The sequence below is a fragment of the Pseudomonas sp. P7758 genome, assembly GCF_013386485.1.
GTDB lineage: Bacteria > Pseudomonadota > Gammaproteobacteria > Pseudomonadales > Pseudomonadaceae > Aquipseudomonas.
Genome location: NZ_JACARS010000082.1, coordinates 1 through 20892, shown reverse-complemented (window position 1 = coordinate 20892; position 20892 = coordinate 1). Strand labels below are relative to the sequence as shown.

The following is a 20892-nucleotide window of genomic DNA, read 5'->3' as shown; positions in this document are numbered from 1 at the left end:
GCTGTCATGTCGCATCAATCTGATTTGATCAGCGAGGACATCCTCGCCTACCTGGGCCAGCACGAGCGCAAGGAAATGTTGCGCTTCCTGACCTGTGGCAACGTCGACGACGGCAAGAGCACCCTGATCGGGCGCCTGCTGCACGACTCCAAGATGATCTACGAGGATCACCTGGAAGCCATCACCCGCGATTCGAAAAAATCCGGCACCACCGGTGACGACATCGACCTGGCGTTGCTGGTCGACGGCCTGCAGGCCGAGCGTGAGCAGGGCATCACCATCGACGTTGCCTACCGCTACTTCTCCACCGCCAAGCGCAAATTCATCATCGCCGACACCCCCGGCCATGAGCAGTACACCCGCAACATGGCCACCGGTGCCTCCACCTGTGACCTGGCGATCATCCTGATCGACGCCCGCTACGGCGTGCAGACCCAGACCCGTCGCCACAGCTTCATCGCCTCGTTGCTGGGCATCAAGCACATCGTGGTGGCCGTCAACAAGATGGACATCAATGGCTTTGACCAAAGCGTATTCGAGTCGATCAAGGCTGATTACCTGAAGTTTGCCGACGGTATCGCGTTCAAGCCGAGCACCCTGGCCTTCGTGCCGATGTCGGCCCTCAAGGGCGACAACGTGGTGAACAAGAGCGAGCGTTCGCCCTGGTACACCGGGCAGTCGCTGATGGAGATCCTCGAGACCGTCGAGATCGCCAATGACCGCAACTACACCGACCTGCGTTTCCCGGTGCAGTACGTCAACCGTCCGAACCTGAACTTCCGTGGTTTTGCCGGCACCCTGGCCAGCGGCATCGTGCACAAGGGCGACGAAGTCGTGGTGCTGCCGTCGGGCAAGAGCAGCCGCGTCAAATCCATCGTCACCTTTGAAGGTGAACTGGAAAACGCAGGTCCCGGCCAGGCCGTGACCCTGACCATGGAAGACGAAATCGACATCTCCCGTGGCGACCTGCTGGTGCATGCCGACAACGTGCCGCAAGTGACCGACGCTTTCGACGCCATGCTGGTGTGGATGGCTGAAGAACCGATGCTGCCGGGCAAGAAATACGACATCAAGCGCGCCACCAGCTACGTGCCGGGTTCCATCACCAGCATTGTGCATCGCGTGGATGTGAACACCCTGGAAGAAGGCCCGGCGAGCGCCTTGCAGTTGAACGAGATCGGCCGGGTCAAGGTCAGCCTCGACACGGTCATCGCCCTGGACGGTTACGCGAGCAACCGCACCACCGGTTCGTTCATCGTCATCGACCGTTTGACCAACGGCACCGTGGCTGCGGGCATGATCATCGCGCCGCCGGTGACCCATGGCAGCGCGGCGCAGCACGGCAAACTGGCTCACGTGGCCACCGAAGAACGCGCCCAGCGCTTCGGCCAGCAACCGGCGACCGTGTTGTTCAGCGGCTTGTCGGGCGCCGGCAAAAGCACCCTGGCCTACGCGGTTGAACGCAAGCTGTTCGACATGGGCCGTGCGGTGTTTGTGCTGGACGGCCAGAACCTGCGCCACGACCTGAACAAGGGCTTGCCGCAGGACCGTGCCGGGCGTACCGAGAACTGGCGTCGTGCCGCGCACGTGGCGCGTCAGTTCAACGAAGCCGGCTTGCTGACGTTGGCGGCGTTTGTTGCCCCGGATGCTGAAGGGCGTGAACAGGCCAAGGCGCTGATCGGCGGTGATCGTTTGCTGACCGTGTACGTGCAGGCTTCGCCTTTGGTGTGTGCCGAGCGTGATCCGCAAGGTTTGTACGCGGCGGGCGGCGATAACATCCCGGGTGAGTCGTTCCCGTATGACGTACCGTTGAATGCGGACCTGGTGATCGACACCCAGGCGTTGTCGCTGGAAGACAGCGTCAAGCAAGTGCTGGACCTGCTGCGCCAGCGCGGCGCGATCTAAGCTTCAAGTGCACAAAAAAGCCCGCCATGTTGGTGGGCTTTTTTTATGGGGCCTTGGAAACAACTCGGTCAAATGGGGGAGCTGGCTTGCTCGCGAAAGCAGAGTGTCAGCCGCCACATGTATAGGCTGGCACACCGCATTCGCGAGCAAGCCCGCTCCCACATTTTGATCAGTGACTGGCGGGATAATCTGTGTGCAATTTGGCGAGCAACACATCCTTCTCTTCCCACAACCGGTTGATCCAGCCCTGGAACGCCAACCGATACTCCCCATCTTGCTCGTAATTCTTGCCGATAAACTCGGCCGGAATCCGCACCTCTTCAAACTGCACGACAACGTCCTTCACATTCCCGCACAGCAAATCCCAATAACCGGGGCGCCCACCAGGATAGTGAATGGTCACGTTCACCAGCGACTTCAGCTGTTCACCCATGGCATCCAGCACAAAGGCAATGCCGCCGGCCTTGGGCTTGAGCAGGTAGCGAAACGGTGACTGTTGCTGTGCATGCTTGCCCGGGGTAAACCGCGTGCCTTCGGCAAAGTTGAAGATTCCCACCGGGTTGTGGCGAAACTTCGCGCAGGTCTTGCGGGTAGTTTCCAGGTCCTTGCCTTTCTTTTCCGGGTGCTTTTCCAGGTACGCCTTGGTGTAGCGCTTCATGAACGGGAAGCCCAGCGTCCACCACGCCAAGCCAATCACCGGGACCCAGATCAGCTCTTGCTTGAGGAAGAACTTCAGCGGGCGAATGCGCCGGTTGAGCACGTATTGCAGCACCATGATATCGACCCAGCTCTGGTGGTTACTGGTCACCAGATATGAGTGTTCATAGTCCAGGCCTTCCAGGCCTTTCAGGTGCCAACGGGTGCGTCGCACCAGGTTCATCCAGGCCTTGTTGTTGCTGATCCAGGCCTCGTGGGTCTGGTTCATCAGCCATTCACTGAAGCGCTTGGCAAACGGCAGCGCCTTGAACAGCGCCACGATAAACAGGAACGAGCACAGCAAAATCGTATTCAACGCCAGCAACAGCGAGGCGATCACCCCGCGCACGGCGGCAGGTAGAAAATCCAGCATTTAGACATCCATAGGTCGGTTGGCGGCTTGAATCGCGGTCAATGCGATCGTGTACACGATGTCGTCCACCTGCGCCCCGCGGGGCAGGTCGTTCACCGGTTTGCGCAGGCCTTGCAGCATCGGCCCCAGGCTCACGCAATCGGCACTGCGCTGCACGGCCTTGTGGGTGGTGTTGCCGGTGTTGAGATCCGGGAACACGAACACCGTGGCCTTGCCCGCCACCAGGCTGTTGGGCGCCAGTTGCCGGGCCACGCTTTCGTTGGCGGCGGCGTCGTACTGCAACGGGCCGTCGATCAGCAGCGAGCTTTGGGCTTCGTGGGCCAGCAGGGTGGCTTCGCGGACCTTCTCGACCTCCTCGCCCGTGGCCGAATCACCGCTGGAGTAACTGATCATCGCCACCCGTGGCGTGATACCGAATGCGGCGGCCGAGTCGGCGCTTTGCAGGGCGATTTCCGCCAGCTCCGCCGCGCTGGGGTGCGGGTTCATCACGCAGTCGCCGTATACCAGCACTTGCTCGGGGAACAGCATGAAAAATACCGACGAGACCAGGGTGCAGCCCGGCGCGGTCTTGATCAGTTGGAGGGCCGGGCGAATGGTATTGGCAGTGGAGTGGATGACGCCGGAGACCAGGCCGTCCACTTCATCCAGGGCGAGCATCATGGTGGCGATCACCACGGTGTCTTCCAGTTGCTGCTCGGCCATCGGCGCGTTGAGGCTTTTGGTTTTGCGCAGGGCCACCATCGGTTCCACGTAGCGCTGGCGAATCAGGTCGGGGTCGAGAATCTCCAGGCCTTCGGGCAGCTCGATGCCATGGGCGCGGGCTACGGCTTCCACGTCGGCCGGCTTGGCCAACAGTACGCAACGGGCGATCCCGCGTGCCTGGCAGATGGCGGCGGCCTGCACGGTCAGCGGCTCGCTGCCTTCGGGCAACACGATGCGCTTGTTGGCCGCCTGGGCGCGCTGGATCAGTTGATAACGGAACACCGCCGGCGACAGGCGCATCTCCCGCGGCGTGCCGCAGCGTTGGTGCAGCCAGCGGGCGTCGAGGTGGCTGGCGACGAAGTCGGTGATGATCTCCGCACGTTCGCGGTCATCAATCGGGATTTCCTTGTTCAGGCTGTTGAGCTGGTTGGCCGTGTCATACGAGCCGGTGCTCACCGACAACACCGGCAGCCCGGCCTGGAACGCGCCACGGCACAGGTCCATGATCCGTGGGTCGGGCAGGGTGTCGCTGGTCAGCAACAGGCCCGCCAGCGGCACGCCGTTGATGGCGGCCAGGCTGACGGCGAGGATGATGTCGTCGCGGTCGCCGGGGGTCACTACCAGCACGCCGGGCTTGAGCAGCTCCACGGTGTTGCGCATGGTGCGCGCGCAGATGATGATCTTGGTCATGCGCCGGGTTTCATAATCGCCGGCGTTGAGGATCTGCGCGCCCATCAGGTCGGCCACGTCGCGGGTGCGCGGGGCGTTGAGTTCCGGTTGGTAGGGAATGCAGCCCAACAGGCGGAAATCGCCGCTGCGCAACAAAGGCGAATGCTCCTTGAGCCGCGCCGAGAAGGCTTCCATGCTTTCGTCGGTGCGCACCTTGTTGAGGATCACACCCAGCACTTTTGGATCTTTCGGGCCGCCGAACAGCTGGGCCTGCAATTCCACGCGGCCGGAGAGTTCGGTCAGCACTTCGTTTTCCGGGGCCGAGACCAGGATCACCTCGGCGTCCAGGCTCTTGGCCAGGTGCAGGTTGACCCGGGCCGCATAGCTGGCACTGCGGGTCGGCACCATGCCTTCGACGATCAGCACGTCCTTGCCCACGGCGGCTTGCTGGTAAAGGGTGATGATTTCTTCCAGCAGCTCGTCGAGCTGGCCGTCGCCGAGCATCCGTTCGACATGGGCCAGGCCCAGAGGCTGGGGCGGTTTCAGGCCGTGGGTGCGGGCCACCAGCTCGGTAGAGCGCTCGGGGCCGGTGTCGCCGGGGTGCGGCTGGGCAATCGGTTTGAAGAAGCCGACTTTCAGCCCGGCCCGTTCAAGGGTGCGCACCAGCCCAAGGCTGATGGAGGTCAGACCCACACCAAAATCGGTGGGCGCGATAAAAAAAGTCTGCATGCGAATTCTCTGGAGGTGCATGGCTTCGGTGGCGGCCTATGGCTGGCTGCCTACCGGGAATCAGGTGCCAAGGTTATCTTTATCTGAGCCTTGCGCACACCAGCCGCACGTAAAGGGCTTGTCTATTTTTTCAAGGCGTTGCGCCGGGTCCGTGACCCAGGCCCGGGATTGCCAGGGTGGCTGGTGGCGCAGGTGCTGGGTGTGGCCGCAGGAAAGCTCGACGACCCAGTGCCGGTCTTCGTCCTGGTGAAATCCGACGACCGTCGGGTCAGTTGTTCGACCCCGTCCGTCCGGGTTGTGTTCGCTTTCGGGCAAATCCTTGTTTAGACTTGTCCGTTCTTCATTCTTCTGCAAAAGGTCTCGCCCCATGCCGATCGCCGCCAATAAGGCTGTCTCCATTGACTATACCCTGACCAACGACGCTGGTGAGGTCATCGACAGTTCTGCCGGCGGCGCGCCGCTGGTCTACCTGCAAGGTGCAGGTAACATCATCCCGGGCCTGGAAAAGGCCCTGGAAGGCAAAGAGGTCGGTGACGAACTGACCGTTGCCGTAGAACCTGAAGATGCCTACGGCGAATACGCTGCCGAACTGGTCAGCACCCTGAGCCGCAGCATGTTCGAAGGTGTCGACGAGCTGGAAGTGGGCATGCAGTTCCACGCTTCCGCTCCGGACGGCCAGATGCAAATCGTCACCATCCGTGACCTGGACGGCGACGACGTGACCGTCGACGGCAACCACCCGCTGGCTGGCCAGCGCCTGAACTTCCAGGTGAAGATCGTCGCTATCCGTGACGCTTCCCAGGAAGAAGTGGCCCACGGCCACGTGCACGGCGAAGGTGGTCACCACCATTAATTGACTGAGCGACGCTCTGTCAGTTGGAAAAAGGCGCCTTCGGGCGCCTTTTTCATTTGGCGGCTATTCTTGCCGACTTGGCGGCTGTAATCTCGAATGGCCGTTACGAAGAACATGGGATATCTGGAGTTCGTCATGAGTGCTTTCCACGACCTTAAACTCAAAGCCCTGGATGGTCAGGAGCTGCCTCTGGCGCCCTTCAAGGGGCAAGTCGTGCTGGTGGTCAACGTCGCCTCCAAATGTGGGTTGACCCCACAGTACGCCGCGCTGGAAAACCTCTATCAGCAATACAAAGACCAGGGTTTCACAGTGCTAGGGCTGCCGTGCAATCAATTTGCCGGGCAGGAACCGGGTACTGAAGAAGAAATCCAGGAGTTCTGCAGCCTCAACTACGGCGTGACCTTTCCCCTGGGCAGCAAGCTTGAGGTGAATGGCCACGATCGCCACCAGCTGTATCGATTGCTGGCGGGCGAGGGCGCCGAATTTCCCGGGGACATCACCTGGAACTTCGAGAAATTCCTGTTGGGCAAGGACGGCCGGGTGCTGGCGCGTTTCTCGCCGCGTACACCGCCGGATGACCCCTCCATTATTCAGGCGATCGAAAAAGCATTGAACTGATACTTTCAGCATTGTCGAGTGAGTTTCTGTGGCAAGGGAGCTTCCTGTGGCAGGGAGTTTCCTATGGCAAGGGAGCTTGCTGTGGCAAGGGAGCTTGCTCCCGCTGGGCTGCGAAGCAGCCCCATGCCCTCCCGCTTTTACCCCTTAATCACCCCAATCAATAGTGCTATCCAACACGCTGCACACTCCATATTATCCACATCATAAATTCCTTTCCGATGGAGTGCTCCCATGCCTGTCCAAGCTTTGTTCAAACCGTTCCAGCTCGGTGCACTGCAACTGCCGAGTCGCGTGGTCATGGCGCCGATGACCCGTTCCTTTTCTCCGGGTGGCGTGCCCAACTCCAAAGTGATCGAGTACTACCGCCGCCGCGCCGCCGCCGGTGTCGGCCTGATCATCACCGAAGGCACCGTGGTCGGCCACCCGGCTTCCAACGGCTACCCGAACGTCCCGCACTTCTACGGTGAAGCCGCCCTGGCCGGCTGGAAGAAAGTAGTCGACGCGGTACATGCCGAAGGCGGCAAGATCGTTCCGCAACTGTGGCATGTGGGCAGCGTGCGGCGCATCGGCACCGAGCCGGATGCCAGCGTCCCGGCTTACGGCCCCACCGAAAAACTCAAGGACGGCAATGTCGTCGTCCACGGCATGACCGTGCAAGACATCAAGGACGTGATCGCCGCGTTCGCCCAGGCTGCCAAGGATGCCCAGAGCATCGGCATGGACGGCGTTGAAATCCACGGCGCCCATGGCTACCTGGTGGACCAGTTCTTCTGGGAAGGCACCAACCAGCGCACCGACGAATACGGCGGCAGCCTGGCCAACCGTTCGCGTTTCGCCATCGAATTGATCCAGGCCGTCCGCGCCGCCGTGGGCCCGGACTTCCCGATCATCCTGCGTTTCTCCCAGTGGAAGCAGCAGGACTACACCGCGCGCCTGGTGCAAACCCCGGAAGCCTTGGGTGAGTTCCTCAAGCCGCTGTCTGACGCTGGCGTGGATATTTTCCACTGCTCCACCCGCCGTTTCTGGGAACCGGAATTCGAAGGCTCCGAGCTGAACCTGGCCGGCTGGACCCGCAAGCTCACCGGCAAGCCGACCATCACCGTGGGCAGCGTCGGCCTGGACGGCGAGTTCCTGCAGTTCATGGTCAACACCGACAAAGTGGCGCAACCCGCCAGCCTGGAAAAACTGCTGGAGCGCCTGAACAACGACGAGTTCGACCTGGTCGCTGTGGGTCGTGCGCTGCTGGTGGATCCGGATTGGGCACTGAAGGTTCGCGAAGGCCGTGAAGGCGACATCCTGCCGTTCAGTCGTGAGGCGTTGACGACGTTGGTGTAAGGGGCGACAGGGCGGGCACCGGTTGCTCGTCCTCGCACACCCCGCGTAATTGGCGCTCAAACTGCTCGATAATCGCCGGCCAACCCTGACGGCTGGCGTGTTGCCGGGCATTGAGCCGCACCCGGCGCAAGCTCTCGCGCTCTTCCAGCAGCCAATTGGCCGCATCGCAAAACGCTTCTTCATCCCCCGGCATCGCCAGCACGCCGCTGTAGCCATGGCGAATGTGCTGGGTTGCGGCCGCCTGGTCGTATGCCACCACGCCCAACCCTGAAGCCATGGCCTCCAGCACCACGTTGCCGAAGGTTTCGGTCAGGCTGGGAAACAGGAACACATCCCCGGACGCGTAATGCCGGGCCAGTTCCTCACCGCGCAAGGTGCCGCAGAAAATCGCCTCCGGCAGTTCCTTTTCCAGCATCGCCCGTTGCGGGCCATCGCCGACGATGATCAGTTTCATCTGGCGCAGTGGATACGTGTCCTGCAGCGTCTCGAAACAGCGCTTGAGTAACCCGAGGTTTTTTTCCTGGGCCAGGCGGCCGACATGCAGCACGGCAGTTTGCTCACTGGTCAGTGCCCAGCTTTCACGCAACGCATTGTCGCGTTTGGCCGGGTGAAACAGCTGGCTGTCGACACCGCGCGCGAGCATGCCCAGGCGCTCGAAATGGCGCCGCTCCAGCTCCAGTCGCTGGCTGGCGCTGGGCACCAGGGTCAGGGTCGAGCGGTTATGGAACCAGCGCAGATAGTGGGTCAGCACCCGGCTCAGCATGCCCAGGCCGTACTGGTTGGAATACTGCTGGAAGTTGGTGTGAAAGCCACTCACCACGCTGATCCCCAGGCGCCGCGCCGCCCGCAACGCCGACAAACCCAGCGGGCCTTCCGTGGCGATATACAACACATCCGGGCGCTGGCGGGTCCAGCGCCGCAACAGCTTGTGCATCGACGACTGGCCCCATTGCAGCCCCGGGTAGCCCGGCAGCGGCCAGCCGCGACAGAGCATCAGGCCGTCGTCGCTGGGCCGGCTCTGGTCGCTGCCCTGTCGTGGGCGAACCAGTTCGACTTGATGCCCGCGCGCGCGCAAACCGTCACACAGGCGGCCAAGGGTATTGGCCACCCCGTTGATCTCTGGCGGGAAGGTTTCGGTGATCAGGGTGATGTGGAGCGAAGCTGTCGTCATGACCCACAGTGTCGGCGTGGGCCATGTCGTCATTGTGTCTTTTGGATGATGGATTTGTGACGGCTCAGGCCTTTTTAATGGCCATGGCCTCGGCGCCTTGCTCACGCACCCAGAACAACGTCGCCCCGGCCACCGCTGCCGGCATCATCAGCAGGTTGACCACCGGCACCAGCAACACCAGGTAAACGATCCCGCCAAAACTCATGCTCTGCCAGCGCTTCTGGCGCAGCCAGGCGAGCATTTCGTTCCAGCCCAGCTTGTGGTTGTCGGCCGGGTAGTCGATGTACTGGATCGCCATCATCCACACACCAAACAGCAGCCACAGCGGCGCCGCCACCAGGTTGACCACCGGGATGAACGACAGGATAAACAGGCCGATGGCCCGGGGCAGGAAGTAACCCAGTTTGCGCATTTCCCGGGCCAGGGTGCGCGGGACCATGGCCGCCAGTTCGCCCCAGCTGAACGCCGGGAAATCATCGGTGCCGCGCACCACCACTTCGACCTTTTCCGACAGAAAGCCGTTGAACGGCGCGGCGATGATGTTGGCAAGCATGGTGAAGGTGAAAAACACCATCAGCACCACCAGCACCACGAACAAAGGCCACAGCAGATAATTGAGGAAGCTCAGCCAGCTCGGCAGGGTCGGCATCAGTGTGTCGACCCACAGGCTGAACTGATGGCCGGCGAAGTAGATCAATCCGACGAACAGGATCAGGTTGATTGCCAGCGGCAGCAGCACAAACAGCCGCAGGCCGGGGCTGAGTACCAGTTTGAGACCTTCGCGCAGGTACTGTGGGCCTGAAAGAACGGGGGCGGGCATGGATAACTCCGGGCAATAGGGGCGAACGCGCCGACCTTACCGGCTTTGGGAGTACCGGGAAAGCACGGCCCGCATCGCGACATTAACGGTAACAAAGGTGTCGATTAATAGAAGGCATGGGATAGAGACCACCTATGAGCTGGATTGTTAATCCGTATTTCCTTAATCTTGCCTCCCTCTATACGCTGCACCCATTATTTTCAGGATCTGCGAGTTCAAGCCTTCCCCAAGTGCTTCGCGGTCCTTTTTTATTCCAGCCGTTCTGTAGTCCGGACGGTCGATAGGAGTGAGTCATGTCTGATACCCGTCATTCGCGAGTGATTATTCTCGGTTCCGGCCCTGCCGGTTACAGCGCTGCCGTCTACGCTGCCCGGGCCAACCTCAAGCCGTTGCTGATCACCGGCATGCAAGCGGGCGGTCAGTTGACCACCACCACTGAAGTCGACAACTGGCCGGGCGACGTCCACGGCCTGACCGGCCCGGTGCTGATGGAGCGCATGAAAGAGCACGCCGAGCGTTTCGAAACCGAGATCGTGTTTGATCACATCAACAAGGTCGACTTCTCCAAGAAGCCTTACAGCCTGACCGGCGACAGCGGCGTGTACACCTGTGACGCGCTGATCATCGCCACCGGCGCCAGCGCTCGGTACCTGGGCCTGCCGTCGGAAGAAGCGTTCATGGGCAAGGGCGTTTCCGCCTGCGCGACCTGCGACGGTTTCTTCTACCGCAACAAGCCAGTGGCTGTGGTCGGTGGCGGCAACACCGCGGTGGAAGAGGCGCTGTACCTGGCCAATATCGCCAGCACCGTGACCCTGGTTCACCGTCGCGAGACCTTCCGCGCCGAGAAGATCCTGATCGACAAGCTGCATGCCCGCGTGGCCGAAGGCAAGATCATCCTCAAGCTCAACGCCACCCTGGATGAAGTCCTGGGCGACAACATGGGCGTGACCGGTGCTCGCCTGAAGAACAACGACGGCAGCTTCGACGAGCTGAAAGTCGACGGCGTGTTCATCGCCATCGGCCACACTCCGAACACCTCGTTGTTCGAAGGCGTGCTGGATGCCAAAGACGGTTACCTGATCGTGCAGGGCGGCCGTGAAGGCAATGCGACTGCCACCAACATCGAAGGTATCTTCGCTGCCGGTGACGTGGCCGACCACGTGTACCGCCAGGCGATCACCTCCGCCGGCGCCGGTTGCATGGCGGCACTGGATGCCGAGCGTTACCTCGACGGTTTGAAGGACGCTTCGTTCTAAACCGTAGAAACAAAAAAACCGGCTGCGAGGCCGGTTTTTTTATGCACGGGATTTGATGATCACCGCAGTCCAAATGTGGGAGCGGGCTTGCTCGCGAAAGCGGTGTGTCAGTCACCCGATGTATTGACTGACACTCTGCTTTCGCGAGCAAGCCCGCTCCCACATTTTGATCTATGTCTGACTCAGGATTTGCGGGTCAGTGGCTGTGCGGCAAACTTCACACCCGCCAACCCATGCTCGATCAGCGCACGAATGTTGCCATGGTCACTGCCTTCAGGCGTGGCCAGCACCGAACGGTAATGCTCGCCAAACGCCAACAGCGCTTCATGGTCGCTCAAGCCTTCCAGCAGCGCCAGGCCCAGGGTCTTGCACGAACCTTCGTTCTGCCCGGCGGCGTTTTCCACGCTGCCATTGGTGAACGCTTGTGGCTGGTAGTCGTAACCGGCAGCTACAAAGGCCAGGGTATCGGCAAAAACATGTTTGCCACTGTTGAGGCTGGCGCGCAGGGTGTTCAGGTCAGTCATGGGGTTTTCCTTTGGCGAATGCCGCTTGCTGTTCGGCACTGGCTTCTTGCTGGTATTGGGCTTTCCACTCGGCGTACGGCATGCCGTACACCACTTCACGGGCGTCATCGAGGCTCAGCTCGATCTGGCGCTCGTCGGCCTCGGCCTTGTACCACTTGGACAAGCAGTTGCGGCAGAAGCCCGAGAGGTTCATCAGGTCGATGTTCTGCACATCCTTGCGGCTGTCCAGGTGGGCCACCAGCCGGCGGAAGGCGGCGGCTTCGAGTTCGAGGCGTTGTTGATCGTTCATGATGCTCACTGCAAAGGTAAGGGTTAGCGACTGGCCGCCAGGGTGATCGACACCGATTCGGCAAAACGCAACGCATGGGGTTTGTCGACTTCGACTTCGGCGTACAGCACCGATGTATTGCTCATCACCAGGTCGAGGATCTCCTGGGTCAGGCGCTCCAGCAGGGCAAAGCGGTTGCCCTCCACATGGGCGATGATCGCCTTGGTGATGGTGCGGTAGTTCAGCGCGTGGTCGATGTCGTTGTCGCGCACGGCTTCCTGGGCGGCATACAGGATGGTCAGGTTGATCAACACATCCTGCTTGTTGAGGATTTCATCCTCATTGATCCCGATAAACGTGCGCAGGCACAGGTCCTTGACCCGGATGCGCGCCATGCCTGGCTGAAGTTGTGGCATTGCTACTTGCTCCGTCCAATCAGTTGCAGGAACTCCATGCGCGTGGTGTTCGACTCGCGGAAGGCGCCGAGCATCACCGAGGTGTTCATGGTTGAATTCTGTTTTTCGACACCGCGCATCATCATGCACATGTGCTTGGCTTCGATCACCACCGCCACGCCGGCGGCCTGGGTCACGGTCTGGATGGCGTCGGCAATTTCCCGCGTGAGGTTTTCCTGGATCTGCAGGCGACGGGCGAACATGTCGACGATACGCGCCAGCTTCGACAGGCCGAGCACCTTGCCGGTCGGAATATAGGCCACATGGGCCTTGCCGATAAAGGGCAGCAGGTGATGCTCGCACAGCGAATACAGCTCGATGTCCTTGAGGATCACCATCTCGTCGTTGTCGGAGGCAAACAGCGCACCGTTGACGATTTCTTCCAGGTTCTGCTCGTAGCCGTGACACAGGTACTGCATGGCCTTGGCGGCACGCTTTGGCGTGTCGAGCAAACCCTCGCGCTCGGGGTCTTCACCCAGGCCCTTGAGGATCTCGCGGTAGTGGTGGGGCAGGGACAAAGTCATACAACATCCTCGCAAACGGCTTACTTGATATGCCGCCCGCCGTTGACGGTCAGGGTGGTACCGGTGACATACGGGTTATCCAGCAGGTAGCGCACGCTCTGGTAAATCACCTCGGGGCCGGGCTCGATGCCCAGTGCCGCCTTGGCCAGGACCTTGGCGCGGTAAGCCGCGTCGTCGCCCTCGTTGAACATCACCATTGCCGGGGCAATGCCGTTCACCTTGATATCCGGTGCAAGCTGCGCGGCAAACGACAAGGTCAGGCTGTCGAGCCCGGCCTTGGTGGCGCAGTAGGCAATGTGCTGGCGGCTGCCCTTGCGGGTCACGTCATCGCTGATGTGCACGATATCCGCAGGCGTGGAGCGTTGCAGCAGGTAAGCACAATGCAGGTTGATCAGGTACGGCGCAAGCATGTGCACGCTGAACATGTCGGTAAAGGCGCGGCTCTCGTCGCCGGGCGCTTCCGCTTCCCAGGCCGAGGCATTATGAATGATCGCCCGCAGGCTTTGGGTGTGCGTCTTCAGTTCGTCGATGAAGGCGAGAATACCGGTCTCGTTGGAGAAGTCGGCAAACACACCGATCGCACCGCGTTCGCGCAAGGCTTGCACGCCGGGACGTTCGGTGCGGTAGCTGAAAATCACTGGTTGCCCTTCGTCCAGCAGGCGCTGGGCGCAATGCAGGCCGACGCGCTGGCCGGCACCGGTGATCAGGATCGGGGCGGGTGTTGAAGACATGGGAGGCTCGAATCGCTGGCAGGCTAAAACTATACCAGCGAGCGGCCTCCCTTGTACTCAAGCAGCGGCTTCGGTGGCCTTTACCCGGGCTGGCGCCGGATGCAGCCAGCCGGCCAGCAGGTGGGTCGACAACGGGATAAAGAAGTAAACCATCAATGGCGTGAGCGCGAGGGTGCTGACCAGCACACGGCTCAACAACCCCAACTCGCTGAGCAGCGGCTCAAGGCCGAAGTTGAACAGCAGCGACACCGGGAAAAATGCCAGCCAGATGGCCACGGCCTGCTTCCAGCGCGGCGGACGTGCGGCGGCGGCGCCAAACCAGCCGTCGATACCGCGTACGCGATGCTCCGACGGCGCAGCAAACAGCTCACTGCCACGCCCGAGCCATGCACCACGGGAGGCGGAAAACTCCCACGCATGCAGGGTTTTTTCGTCGGCGAAGCGGAAAATAATCTGGAACTCGTCATCGTTGGGCGGCGGTGCAAGCACGCCTGAACCCAGGTAACCGGGGAAGTCCGTGGCCAATTGCTCGCCTTCGCGCAGCCAGGCCATCAACTCTTCATAGCGACCCTTGGCCACGCGGCGCGCAACCATCAGGGTGACGGGGGAGGTAGACATTGTGTATCTCCATAAGGATCAGGTGCACTGGGCCGGGTAGGCGGCGCACGAACGAAGCTGCGGGGTAAGCAGCCACGTTGAAAAAACAGGCAAGGATTATTCCTGTTTTGCAGAAATACACCAGCGACATTGGTCGGCTTGTCGAAGACCTTGAATCGGACAGCTGTATGGGCGTTAAATGGGATCCAAGTTCCTGACAGTATATTGATGCCCTGATGTCTGTAATGACTGTTCCACGTCCCGAAATGGCCCTTGGCAACCCTGCCGATTCCGATGAGCTGTTTCCGATTCGCGAAGTCGCGAGATTGACAGGCATCAACCCTGTCACCTTGCGTGCCTGGGAACGGCGTTACGGGCTGATCCACCCGGTTCGCACCGAAAGTGGGCACCGCCTGTATTCGCGCACCGATATCGAGACCGTTCATCGCATTCTTGACTGGATCGAGCGTGGCGTGGCCGTGAGCAAGGTCGGCAAGATCCTCGCGCGCGACGATCATCAAGTCGAAGCGGCGGCTGCTTCGCCGGCAGGTGCAGAGCATGAATGGGCCCAATGGCAGGCGCAGTTGCGAACGGCCGTCGGTGCCTTCGACGACCGGCAACTGGACAGGTTGTATGGCCAGATTTTCGCTGCCTACCCGGTCGCGGTGGTGTTCCAGGACATCCTGATGCCCCTCTGGCAGCAACTGTTGCGACATCAGGGGTTGTTTGGCCAAACCAGTGAATGGCTGTTTTTTGATGGATTCCTGCGCAGCCGAACCTGGAAACGCCTGCAGATAGGCTGTGCCTCAGCGGCGCCGCGGGTATTGCTGGCCGCCATTGCGGGGGAGTGCCGAGAGCTGGAGTTGTTGGTCGCGGGCCTGTTGATGAGCGGTGACGAGTTGGCGGTCAAGGTTCTGGCTGTGGGCCAGCCGATGGATGAATTGACCCTTGTCTGTGAAAAAACCAGGCCACAAGCCCTTGTGGTGTTCTCCAATCACTCGCCGGCCAATGGCTTGCCTCGGCGCCTTGAACGGCTGGCCCTGACCCTGGATTGCCCGCTGTTGCTGGCCGGCGATGCGGCGGAGTTGGCGCAGGAACAACTGGCGGGTTCATCCGTCGGCTGCCTGGGTAACGAAGGGCGATTGATGCAGCGCCGCTTGCAGCAGTTTCTGCGCGGTAACCTGGATACCTGACTTCAGGCGTGGACTTCGGGGTGAAACAGGCGGTGTTGCTGCAGGATAAACTGGCGCAGGCGCTCGGTCTCATCCACATCGTTCTGGCTCAGGCGGTAGGCGAACAATCCTCGGGCAGTTTCCCGTTCCAGCGTGCCCCGCACCGAAATGCGCTCGTACCCGGACGGACTGAACCACAGCGAAAAGGTTCTTGGCGCCTTGATCCGCCCGCGAATTTCCACCAGCAATCCCTTGAATGACACCTCATGCACCCACAGCGCACCGGGCTGGCCCTTGATGTTTTCCAGCGGCACCGGCTCTTCGAGCGCCAGGCGCCACGGGCGGATCATCGGCCCGTCTTCGAAAATACTCGGTACACCCAGCCGCAGATGCACGGCATGAAACTCGTCTTCCACCAATTGCAGCGGAAACGTCATTTGCTGGTTGTCGAATTGGGCCTGGAGGGTGACATGGTCATGGGCGGCCAGGCGGGTGAGCAGATCACGAATCTGCGCACCGCCATTGACCGTCAGGCTCGACGACGCGTCCCGCATATTGAGTTGCGGGTTATGGTGCATGGTCTGAATAAAATCCAGCTCGTCCTGCGTCAAAAGCGCGTCGCGTTGCATTGATCTTGCTCAAGAAAAAGGTATTAAAACGCCATTATCTCTCTAAAGACCGCGTTTTCTAGTTTTTGTTAGATCCGCTCGTCGCCTTGAGTGCCGCAAGCTCCGCCTTGAGGTCAGCCAACTGGGCTTCCAGTTGCGCGACACGCTGCTGGGCCTTGACCTGAACGGTCACATCCTTCTGCACACCGACAAAGTAGGTCTGCTTGTCGGCCGGGTTGTAAACCGTCGATAACGACAGCTCGTTCCAGAAATGTGTGCCGTCCTTGCGATAATTGCGCAGGATTTCCCGGCAGCCGCCGCCACTCTCCAGGGCTTCGCGAATCGCCATCAGCCCCGGCTGGTCACGATCGCCCGATTGCAGGAAGCGGCAGTCCTGATAGAGGATTTCGTCGAGGGTGTAGCCAGTCATGCGCTCGAAGGCCGGGTTCACATAAATCAGTGGCTTGTCCTTGCCTTCGCGCTCGGCGATAACGATGCCGTCGTTGGAAGCGTTGATCACCAGTTGCATCAGCTTGGCGTTAATCATTGAGCGGTCCATGGCTTGTAGTTGGAGTTTGCAGTTTAAGACATGCCGGCAGCCTGTCCATGGGCCCCAGCTGTTAATATCCCAGGCTTTTAGTCAGCTACAGGATCAGATTGATGAAAGTCGCCATCCTTTCCGGCTCGGTGTACGGCACGGCTGAAGAAGTCGCCCGTCATGCTGCAAGCATCCTCAACGCTGCCGGCTTCGACGCCTGGCACAACCCGCGGGCAACCCTCGCCGACGTACAGGGCTTTGCTCCGGAAGCCTTCCTGGCCGTGACGTCCACCACTGGCATGGGCGAACTGCCCGACAACCTGCAGCCGCTGTACTCGACCATTCGCGACCAACTGCCGGCCGCCTGGCGAGGCTTGCCCGGCGCGGTGATTGGCCTGGGCGACGCCAGCTATGGCGACACCTTCTGCGGGGGCGGCGAGCAAATGCGCGAGCTGTTTGCCGAGTTGGGCGTGCACGAAGTACTGCCGATGCTGCGCCTGGATGCCAGCGAAAGCGTGACCCCGGAAGCCGACGCCGAGCCGTGGCTGGCCGAGTTGGTTACTGCACTGCGCGGTTGACCGGAAACTCGCGCAACAACGCTAGCCAGGCCTGGGCGGCTTTCGACAGATAGGCGCCCTCACGCCAGATAAAGGCAATGTCCCAGCGCAGGTATTCCGGTGCCTTGAGCGTCAGGCGCACCACGCCGGGCCTTATCAGGCCCCGGGCTACTACGCTGGGCAGCAGCACCACGCCTTGGCCGGCGGCCACCAGGGCCGCAAGGAAATCCGCCTGGCCGCTGCGACCACTTTCCTTCGGGGTGAAGCCCAGTTGCTGACAGGCCTGTAGCAGGCGGTCGTTCAACACAAAACTGCGCTGATACATCAGGAACGGCGTGTCAGCCAACTCCTCCAGGCGGATCTGCGCGTTATCGGCCAATGGATGGTCCATCGGCAGCAGGGCATCCAGCGGTTCATCGCAGAATGCCTGCCAGGCGAATGCCGGGTCGCTGGGCATCAGGCTGCCGCCCACTTCCAGCTCTCCGCTCAAGATCGCCTGCTCGATATTGCGGCTGCCGCCTTCCAGCAACTGGATGGTGACGTTCGGATAACGCCGGCGGTATTCGGCAAACAGCCCGGCGAACAACGTGTCGCCGCCCAACTGCGGCAGGCCCATGCGCAACTCGCCACGGGTCAACTGATTCAAGTCATCCAGCTCACTGAGCAACTCGGCTTGCTGGCGCAGCATGGCCGCCGCCCGCTGCAGCACCACTTGTCCGGCAGCCGTCAGGCGAATCTGCGAACCCAGGCGATCCAGCAGCGGCGTGCCCAGGCTTTGCTCCAGTTGTGCCACCTGCTTGCTGACGGCGGACTGGCTGATGTGCAGGGTTTTGCCGGCCTGGGTAAAGCCGCCGCGGTGGATCACTTCGACAAAGCTGCGCAGTTGTTTAAATTCCATCGACATGATTCCAGTTTGGAATAGCTTGCAGTCTAACAATTCGCTGTGGGGATGCCAGGGGCCTCTTTAAAATGGGAGCCCTGCGAGGACCCAAAGCTCATGAAACGTTTCACCTTCAAAGTCGTCGGTCGGTTGTTGACTGAACTGATTGTGCTGCTGGCCATATATTTTCTGGGCTGCCAATTGGCCGCCTGGCTGAGCTGGCCTATTCCCGGTGGTGTGGTCGGCCTGGGCCTGTTGTTGCTGACCTTCGCCACCGGCCTGGTAAAACCGGCGGCTCTGCAACTGGGCGCCGGTGTACTGATGGCCGAGATGCTGCTGTTCTTTATTCCTGCCTTGATGAGCCTTTTGGACTACGGTGGCCTGGTAAAGCACGACGGCTGGCGGATCATGTTGGTCATCGGCTTCAGCACCTTGTCGGTGATGCTGGTGACTGCGTTTACCGTGGAATTCGTCTGCCGCTGGAAGCTGCGCCATGAAGCTTGAGCTGATGCCGATGTTCTGGCTGGCGCTGACCCTCGGTGCCTACGGCTTCAGCCGCTGGATCTACCGGCGCACCGGGCGCTACCTGCTGTCGCCGCTGATCCTGGTGCCGGCGCTGCTGCTGGCGGTGGCCGTGCCGATGAAAACCGCCTATGCCGAATACGCCACCGACACCCACTGGCTGATGCTGGTGCTGGGCCCGGTGACCGTGGCGTTCGCGATTCCGATCTGGCAACAGCGCCAATTGCTGATGCGCCACTGGTCAGCGTTATTGCTGGGGATGGTCGCGGGCAGCGCGGCGTCCATCGCCACTTCGTATGGCCTGGCCAAGGCCCTCGCTCTCGACAGCTCGGTGACGATGTCGTTGGTGCCCCGTTCGATCACCACCCCGTTCGCGATGCCGGTGTCTTCCGACCTGGGCGGCGTGCCGGAACTGACGGCGGTGTTCGTGATGTTCACCGGGGTGTTTGGCGCCATGCTCGGCGGCGTACTGCTCAAGTGGTTGCCGTTGCGCACGCCATTGGCCCGTGGCGCATTGTTTGGCGTGGGCGCTCATGGCGCGGGTGTCAGCCGGGCTCATGAAGTGGGCGGCGAGGAAGGCTCCGTGGCGGGCCTGGTAATGGTGCTGACCGGGTTGCTCAACCTGTTCGCCGCGCCTTTATTGGCGTCGCTTCTCTGACACGCGCAGAACAAAATCGAACTATCCTCAGGACTGACCCGTTCGGTCATCAAGCTGGCTGCCAATGCAACTACGGCGGCCTCGAGGTCTGACTAGACTGCCTCTTCACTCAAAAAAACAATAATAAGCGCGCCAAGGAGGTCATTGCCGTGAGCCTAGCCACTGTTCAATCGACACACAGTGTAAAAGACCAGGTCAGCGCGGCCGAATGGCAGGCCCGCGTCGACCTCGCCGCGTGCTATCGCCTGGTGGCGATGCATGGTTGGGACGACCTGATTTTCACCCACATCTCGGCCAAGGTGCCGGGCACCGAAGACTTCCTGATCAACCCCTACGGGCTGATGTTCCACGAGATCACCGCGTCGAGCCTGGTGAAGGTCGATCAGGCCGGCAACAAACTGATGGACAGTCCCTACGAGGTCAACCCGGCGGGCTACACCATCCACAGTGCGGTGCACGAAGTGCGGCACGATGTAGTCTGCGTGCTGCACACCCACACCGCTTCCGGCATTGCCGTCTCCGCGCAGAAGCAGGGCGTGCTGCCCATCAGCCAGCAATCACTGTTTGTGCTGTCCAGCCTGGCCTATCACGCCTACGAAGGTGTGGCGCTGAACCACGAGGAAAAGGCCCGTTTGCAGGCCGACCTTGGCGAAAACAATTTCCTGATGCTGCACAACCACGGTCTGCTGACCTGTGGCGGCACCATCGCCGATACGTTCCTGATGATGTTCATCTTCCAGCGCACCTGCGATATCCAGGTGATGGCGCAGAACGGTGGCGCTGAACTGATCAGCATTGCGCCGCAGATATTGGCCGGTGCCCGGGCGATGATCGCTGGGGTCACCAAAAGCGCTCAGGGCATGGGCGGCGCGCTGGCGTGGCCGGCGTTGCTGCGCAAACTCGATGCACTCGACCCCGGGTATAAAAGCTGATGCCACTCGCCGAGATCCCGCTGCGCATCTGGCGCCAGCGTGCCCAGAGCTTTGAGTTTCGCGGCCGCACCATTCGGTACTGGGTGGCGGGGCAGGGCGAGCCGTTGCTGCTGATCCATGGTTTTCCCACGGCCAGTTGGGATTGGCATTACCTCTGGCAGCCGTTGGCCCAGCGCTATCAAGTGATTGCCTGCGACATGCTGGGGTTTGGCGATTCGGCCAAGCCGCTGGACCACACCTATTGCCTGCTGGAGCAGGCGGACTTGCAACAGGCGTTGCTGGAGCATCTTTGGGTGCAGCAGCCGGTGCATGTGCTGGCCCATGATTACGGTGACAGTGTTGCGCAGGAGTTGTTGGCGCGGCATTACGAAGGCCGGTTTCGGATGGGCAGTTGTGTGTTTCTCAACGGTGGGTTGTTTCCGGAGACGCATCGTCCGGCGTTGGTGCAGAAGCTGTTGCTGAGCCCATTGGGTTGGATGATCGGGCGGGCGTTTGGGCGTAATGCCCTGGCTAACAGTTTTGGGCAGATTTTCGGGCCGGCGACTCGGCCCAGTGAGAGTGCGCTGGATGATTTCTGGAGCTTGATCGAGAGCCAGGATGGGCCGCGGATTCTGCACAAGTTGATTGCGTATATTCCTCAGCGTCGGCGGCAGCGGGATCGCTGGGTGGCGGCCATGCAGCGGGGGGAGGTGCCGTTGCGGGTGATCGATGGGGAGGTTGATCCGATTTCCGGGGGGCATATGGTTCAGCGTTATCGTGAGCTGGTGCCGCACGCGGATACGGTGTTGCTGGCGAATAT

At 61.1% G+C, this 20892-nt stretch carries 25 protein-coding genes; 11 read left to right on the top strand and 14 right to left on the bottom strand.

All coding sequences use genetic code 11. The annotated features are described in order from the left end of the window. The first annotated feature begins 6 nt into the window (after nt 1–6). A complete protein-coding gene (gene cysN / locus HX873_RS18090) occupies nt 7–1905 on the top strand; it encodes a sulfate adenylyltransferase subunit CysN (RefSeq protein WP_003208449.1) in 1899 nt (632 codons plus the stop codon). 169 nt (nt 1906–2074) lie between these two features. On the opposite strand, the gene HX873_RS18085 is transcribed toward cysN, so the two are convergent. Genes HX873_RS18085 through HX873_RS18075 form a run of 3 tightly spaced genes read right to left on the bottom strand, consistent with a single transcriptional unit; the run spans nt 2075 to nt 5473 of the window. Then, nucleotides 2075–2974 (bottom strand): acyltransferase, encoded by a 900-nt coding sequence (locus HX873_RS18085; RefSeq protein ID WP_087693758.1) that lies wholly within the window; start codon nt 2972–2974, stop codon nt 2075–2077. Further along, on the bottom strand, nt 2975–5074 hold the full coding sequence (pta, locus tag HX873_RS18080) for a phosphate acetyltransferase (RefSeq protein ID WP_003208454.1): 2100 nt from the start codon (nt 5072–5074) through the stop codon (nt 2975–2977). Between the two features lie 60 nt (nt 5075–5134). Then, nucleotides 5135–5473, bottom strand: coding sequence for a DUF3565 domain-containing protein (locus tag HX873_RS18075; RefSeq protein WP_003208456.1), 339 nt, complete (start codon nt 5471–5473; stop codon nt 5135–5137). Between HX873_RS18075 and HX873_RS18070 the strand changes: the two genes are divergently transcribed. From HX873_RS18070 to HX873_RS18060, 3 genes are all read left to right on the top strand, one after another. Beyond that, nucleotides 5442–5927 carry a peptidylprolyl isomerase gene (locus tag HX873_RS18070; RefSeq protein ID WP_003208457.1) on the top strand — a complete coding sequence of 162 codons (486 nt, stop codon included), beginning with the start codon at nt 5442–5444 and terminating at the stop codon, nt 5925–5927. The two genes, HX873_RS18075 and HX873_RS18070, sit on opposite strands and share 32 nt — an antisense overlap. 135 nt (nt 5928–6062) lie before the next feature. After that, a complete protein-coding gene (locus HX873_RS18065; protein ID WP_102368136.1) occupies nt 6063–6545 on the top strand; it encodes a glutathione peroxidase in 483 nt (160 codons plus the stop codon). A gap of 231 nt (nt 6546–6776) precedes the next feature. Beyond that, nucleotides 6777–7880 (top strand): NADH:flavin oxidoreductase, encoded by a 1104-nt coding sequence (locus HX873_RS18060; protein WP_003208465.1) that lies wholly within the window; start codon nt 6777–6779, stop codon nt 7878–7880. On the opposite strand, the gene HX873_RS18055 is transcribed toward HX873_RS18060, so the two are convergent. Beyond that, entirely contained in the window at nt 7849–9051 is a 1203-nt protein-coding gene (locus tag HX873_RS18055) for a glycosyltransferase family 1 protein (RefSeq protein ID WP_008432296.1), read from the bottom strand. The two genes, HX873_RS18060 and HX873_RS18055, sit on opposite strands and share 32 nt — an antisense overlap. A 64-nt stretch (nt 9052–9115) precedes the next feature. Continuing rightward, nucleotides 9116–9871, bottom strand: coding sequence for a sulfate transporter CysZ (cysZ, locus tag HX873_RS18050; protein ID WP_003208468.1), 756 nt, complete (start codon nt 9869–9871; stop codon nt 9116–9118). A gap of 293 nt (nt 9872–10164) precedes the next feature. Here cysZ and trxB point away from each other — a divergent pair, with 293 nt between their 5' ends. Then, the gene (trxB, locus tag HX873_RS18045) at nt 10165–11127 is read left to right on the top strand and encodes a thioredoxin-disulfide reductase (RefSeq protein WP_003208470.1); all 963 of its coding nucleotides are present in this window, start codon (nt 10165–10167) and stop codon (nt 11125–11127) included. A 182-nt stretch (nt 11128–11309) separates the two neighbouring features. Here trxB and HX873_RS18040 read toward each other — a convergent pair whose 3' ends face one another. From HX873_RS18040 to HX873_RS18015, 6 genes are read right to left on the bottom strand one after another with little or no spacing between them, the layout of a single operon-like run. Then, nucleotides 11310–11651: a HopJ type III effector protein gene (locus HX873_RS18040; RefSeq protein WP_102606071.1), complete on the bottom strand. Its 342-nt coding sequence runs from the start codon at nt 11649–11651 to the stop codon at nt 11310–11312. Continuing rightward, nucleotides 11644–11940: a DUF1244 domain-containing protein gene (locus HX873_RS18035; protein ID WP_003208473.1), complete on the bottom strand. Its 297-nt coding sequence runs from the start codon at nt 11938–11940 to the stop codon at nt 11644–11646. Before HX873_RS18035 ends, HX873_RS18040 begins: the two co-directional genes overlap by 8 nt. Nucleotides 11941–11963: 23 nt before the next feature. Further along, on the bottom strand, nt 11964–12335 hold the full coding sequence (gene folX, locus HX873_RS18030; RefSeq protein WP_003208474.1) for a dihydroneopterin triphosphate 2'-epimerase: 372 nt from the start codon (nt 12333–12335) through the stop codon (nt 11964–11966). 2 nt (nt 12336–12337) lie between these two features. Continuing rightward, nucleotides 12338–12898: a GTP cyclohydrolase I FolE gene (gene folE / locus HX873_RS18025; RefSeq protein ID WP_134325758.1), complete on the bottom strand. Its 561-nt coding sequence runs from the start codon at nt 12896–12898 to the stop codon at nt 12338–12340. Nucleotides 12899–12918: 20 nt separating this feature from the next. After that, complete coding sequence (gene folM / locus HX873_RS18020; RefSeq protein WP_102606070.1) at nt 12919–13629, bottom strand: dihydromonapterin reductase; 711 nt, start codon at nt 13627–13629, stop codon at nt 12919–12921. Nucleotides 13630–13686: 57 nt separating this feature from the next. Further along, entirely contained in the window at nt 13687–14247 is a 561-nt protein-coding gene (locus HX873_RS18015; RefSeq protein WP_008432309.1) for an antibiotic biosynthesis monooxygenase, read from the bottom strand. 245 nt (nt 14248–14492) lie between these two features. On the opposite strand from HX873_RS18015, the gene HX873_RS18010 reads away from it, so the two are divergent. After that, a complete protein-coding gene (locus HX873_RS18010; RefSeq protein ID WP_003208481.1) occupies nt 14493–15419 on the top strand; it encodes a MerR family transcriptional regulator in 927 nt (308 codons plus the stop codon). A gap of 2 nt (nt 15420–15421) precedes the next feature. Here the strand turns inward: HX873_RS18010 and HX873_RS18005 are convergent, their stop codons facing one another. Next, nucleotides 15422–16027, bottom strand: a complete 606-nt coding sequence (locus HX873_RS18005; RefSeq protein ID WP_177117138.1) for a hypothetical protein — start codon at nt 16025–16027, stop codon at nt 15422–15424. Nucleotides 16028–16085: 58 nt separating this feature from the next. Beyond that, complete coding sequence (locus HX873_RS18000) at nt 16086–16553, bottom strand: PAS domain-containing protein (protein WP_177123001.1); 468 nt, start codon at nt 16551–16553, stop codon at nt 16086–16088. A gap of 113 nt (nt 16554–16666) precedes the next feature. Between HX873_RS18000 and HX873_RS17995 the strand changes: the two genes are divergently transcribed. Continuing rightward, entirely contained in the window at nt 16667–17122 is a 456-nt protein-coding gene (locus HX873_RS17995) for a flavodoxin (protein ID WP_003208486.1), read from the top strand. Here the strand turns inward: HX873_RS17995 and HX873_RS17990 are convergent. Beyond that, on the bottom strand, nt 17103–17999 hold the full coding sequence (locus HX873_RS17990) for a LysR family transcriptional regulator (protein WP_177123000.1): 897 nt from the start codon (nt 17997–17999) through the stop codon (nt 17103–17105). The two genes, HX873_RS17995 and HX873_RS17990, sit on opposite strands and share 20 nt — an antisense overlap. A gap of 99 nt (nt 18000–18098) precedes the next feature. Here HX873_RS17990 and HX873_RS17985 point away from each other — a divergent pair, with 99 nt between their 5' ends. From HX873_RS17985 to HX873_RS17970, 4 genes are all read left to right on the top strand, one after another. Then, on the top strand, nt 18099–18485 hold the full coding sequence (locus HX873_RS17985; protein WP_087693754.1) for a CidA/LrgA family protein: 387 nt from the start codon (nt 18099–18101) through the stop codon (nt 18483–18485). Continuing rightward, nucleotides 18475–19161, top strand: a complete 687-nt coding sequence (locus HX873_RS17980; RefSeq protein WP_102368140.1) for an LrgB family protein — start codon at nt 18475–18477, stop codon at nt 19159–19161. Before HX873_RS17985 ends, HX873_RS17980 begins: the two co-directional genes overlap by 11 nt. Before the next feature lie 149 nt (nt 19162–19310). Beyond that, the gene (locus HX873_RS17975; RefSeq protein ID WP_177122999.1) at nt 19311–20093 is read left to right on the top strand and encodes a class II aldolase/adducin family protein; all 783 of its coding nucleotides are present in this window, start codon (nt 19311–19313) and stop codon (nt 20091–20093) included. Then, nucleotides 20093–20892 (top strand): alpha/beta fold hydrolase (locus HX873_RS17970; protein ID WP_177122998.1); only part of this gene is annotated, 800 nt, incomplete at its 3' end. The genes HX873_RS17975 and HX873_RS17970, both read left to right, overlap by 1 nt.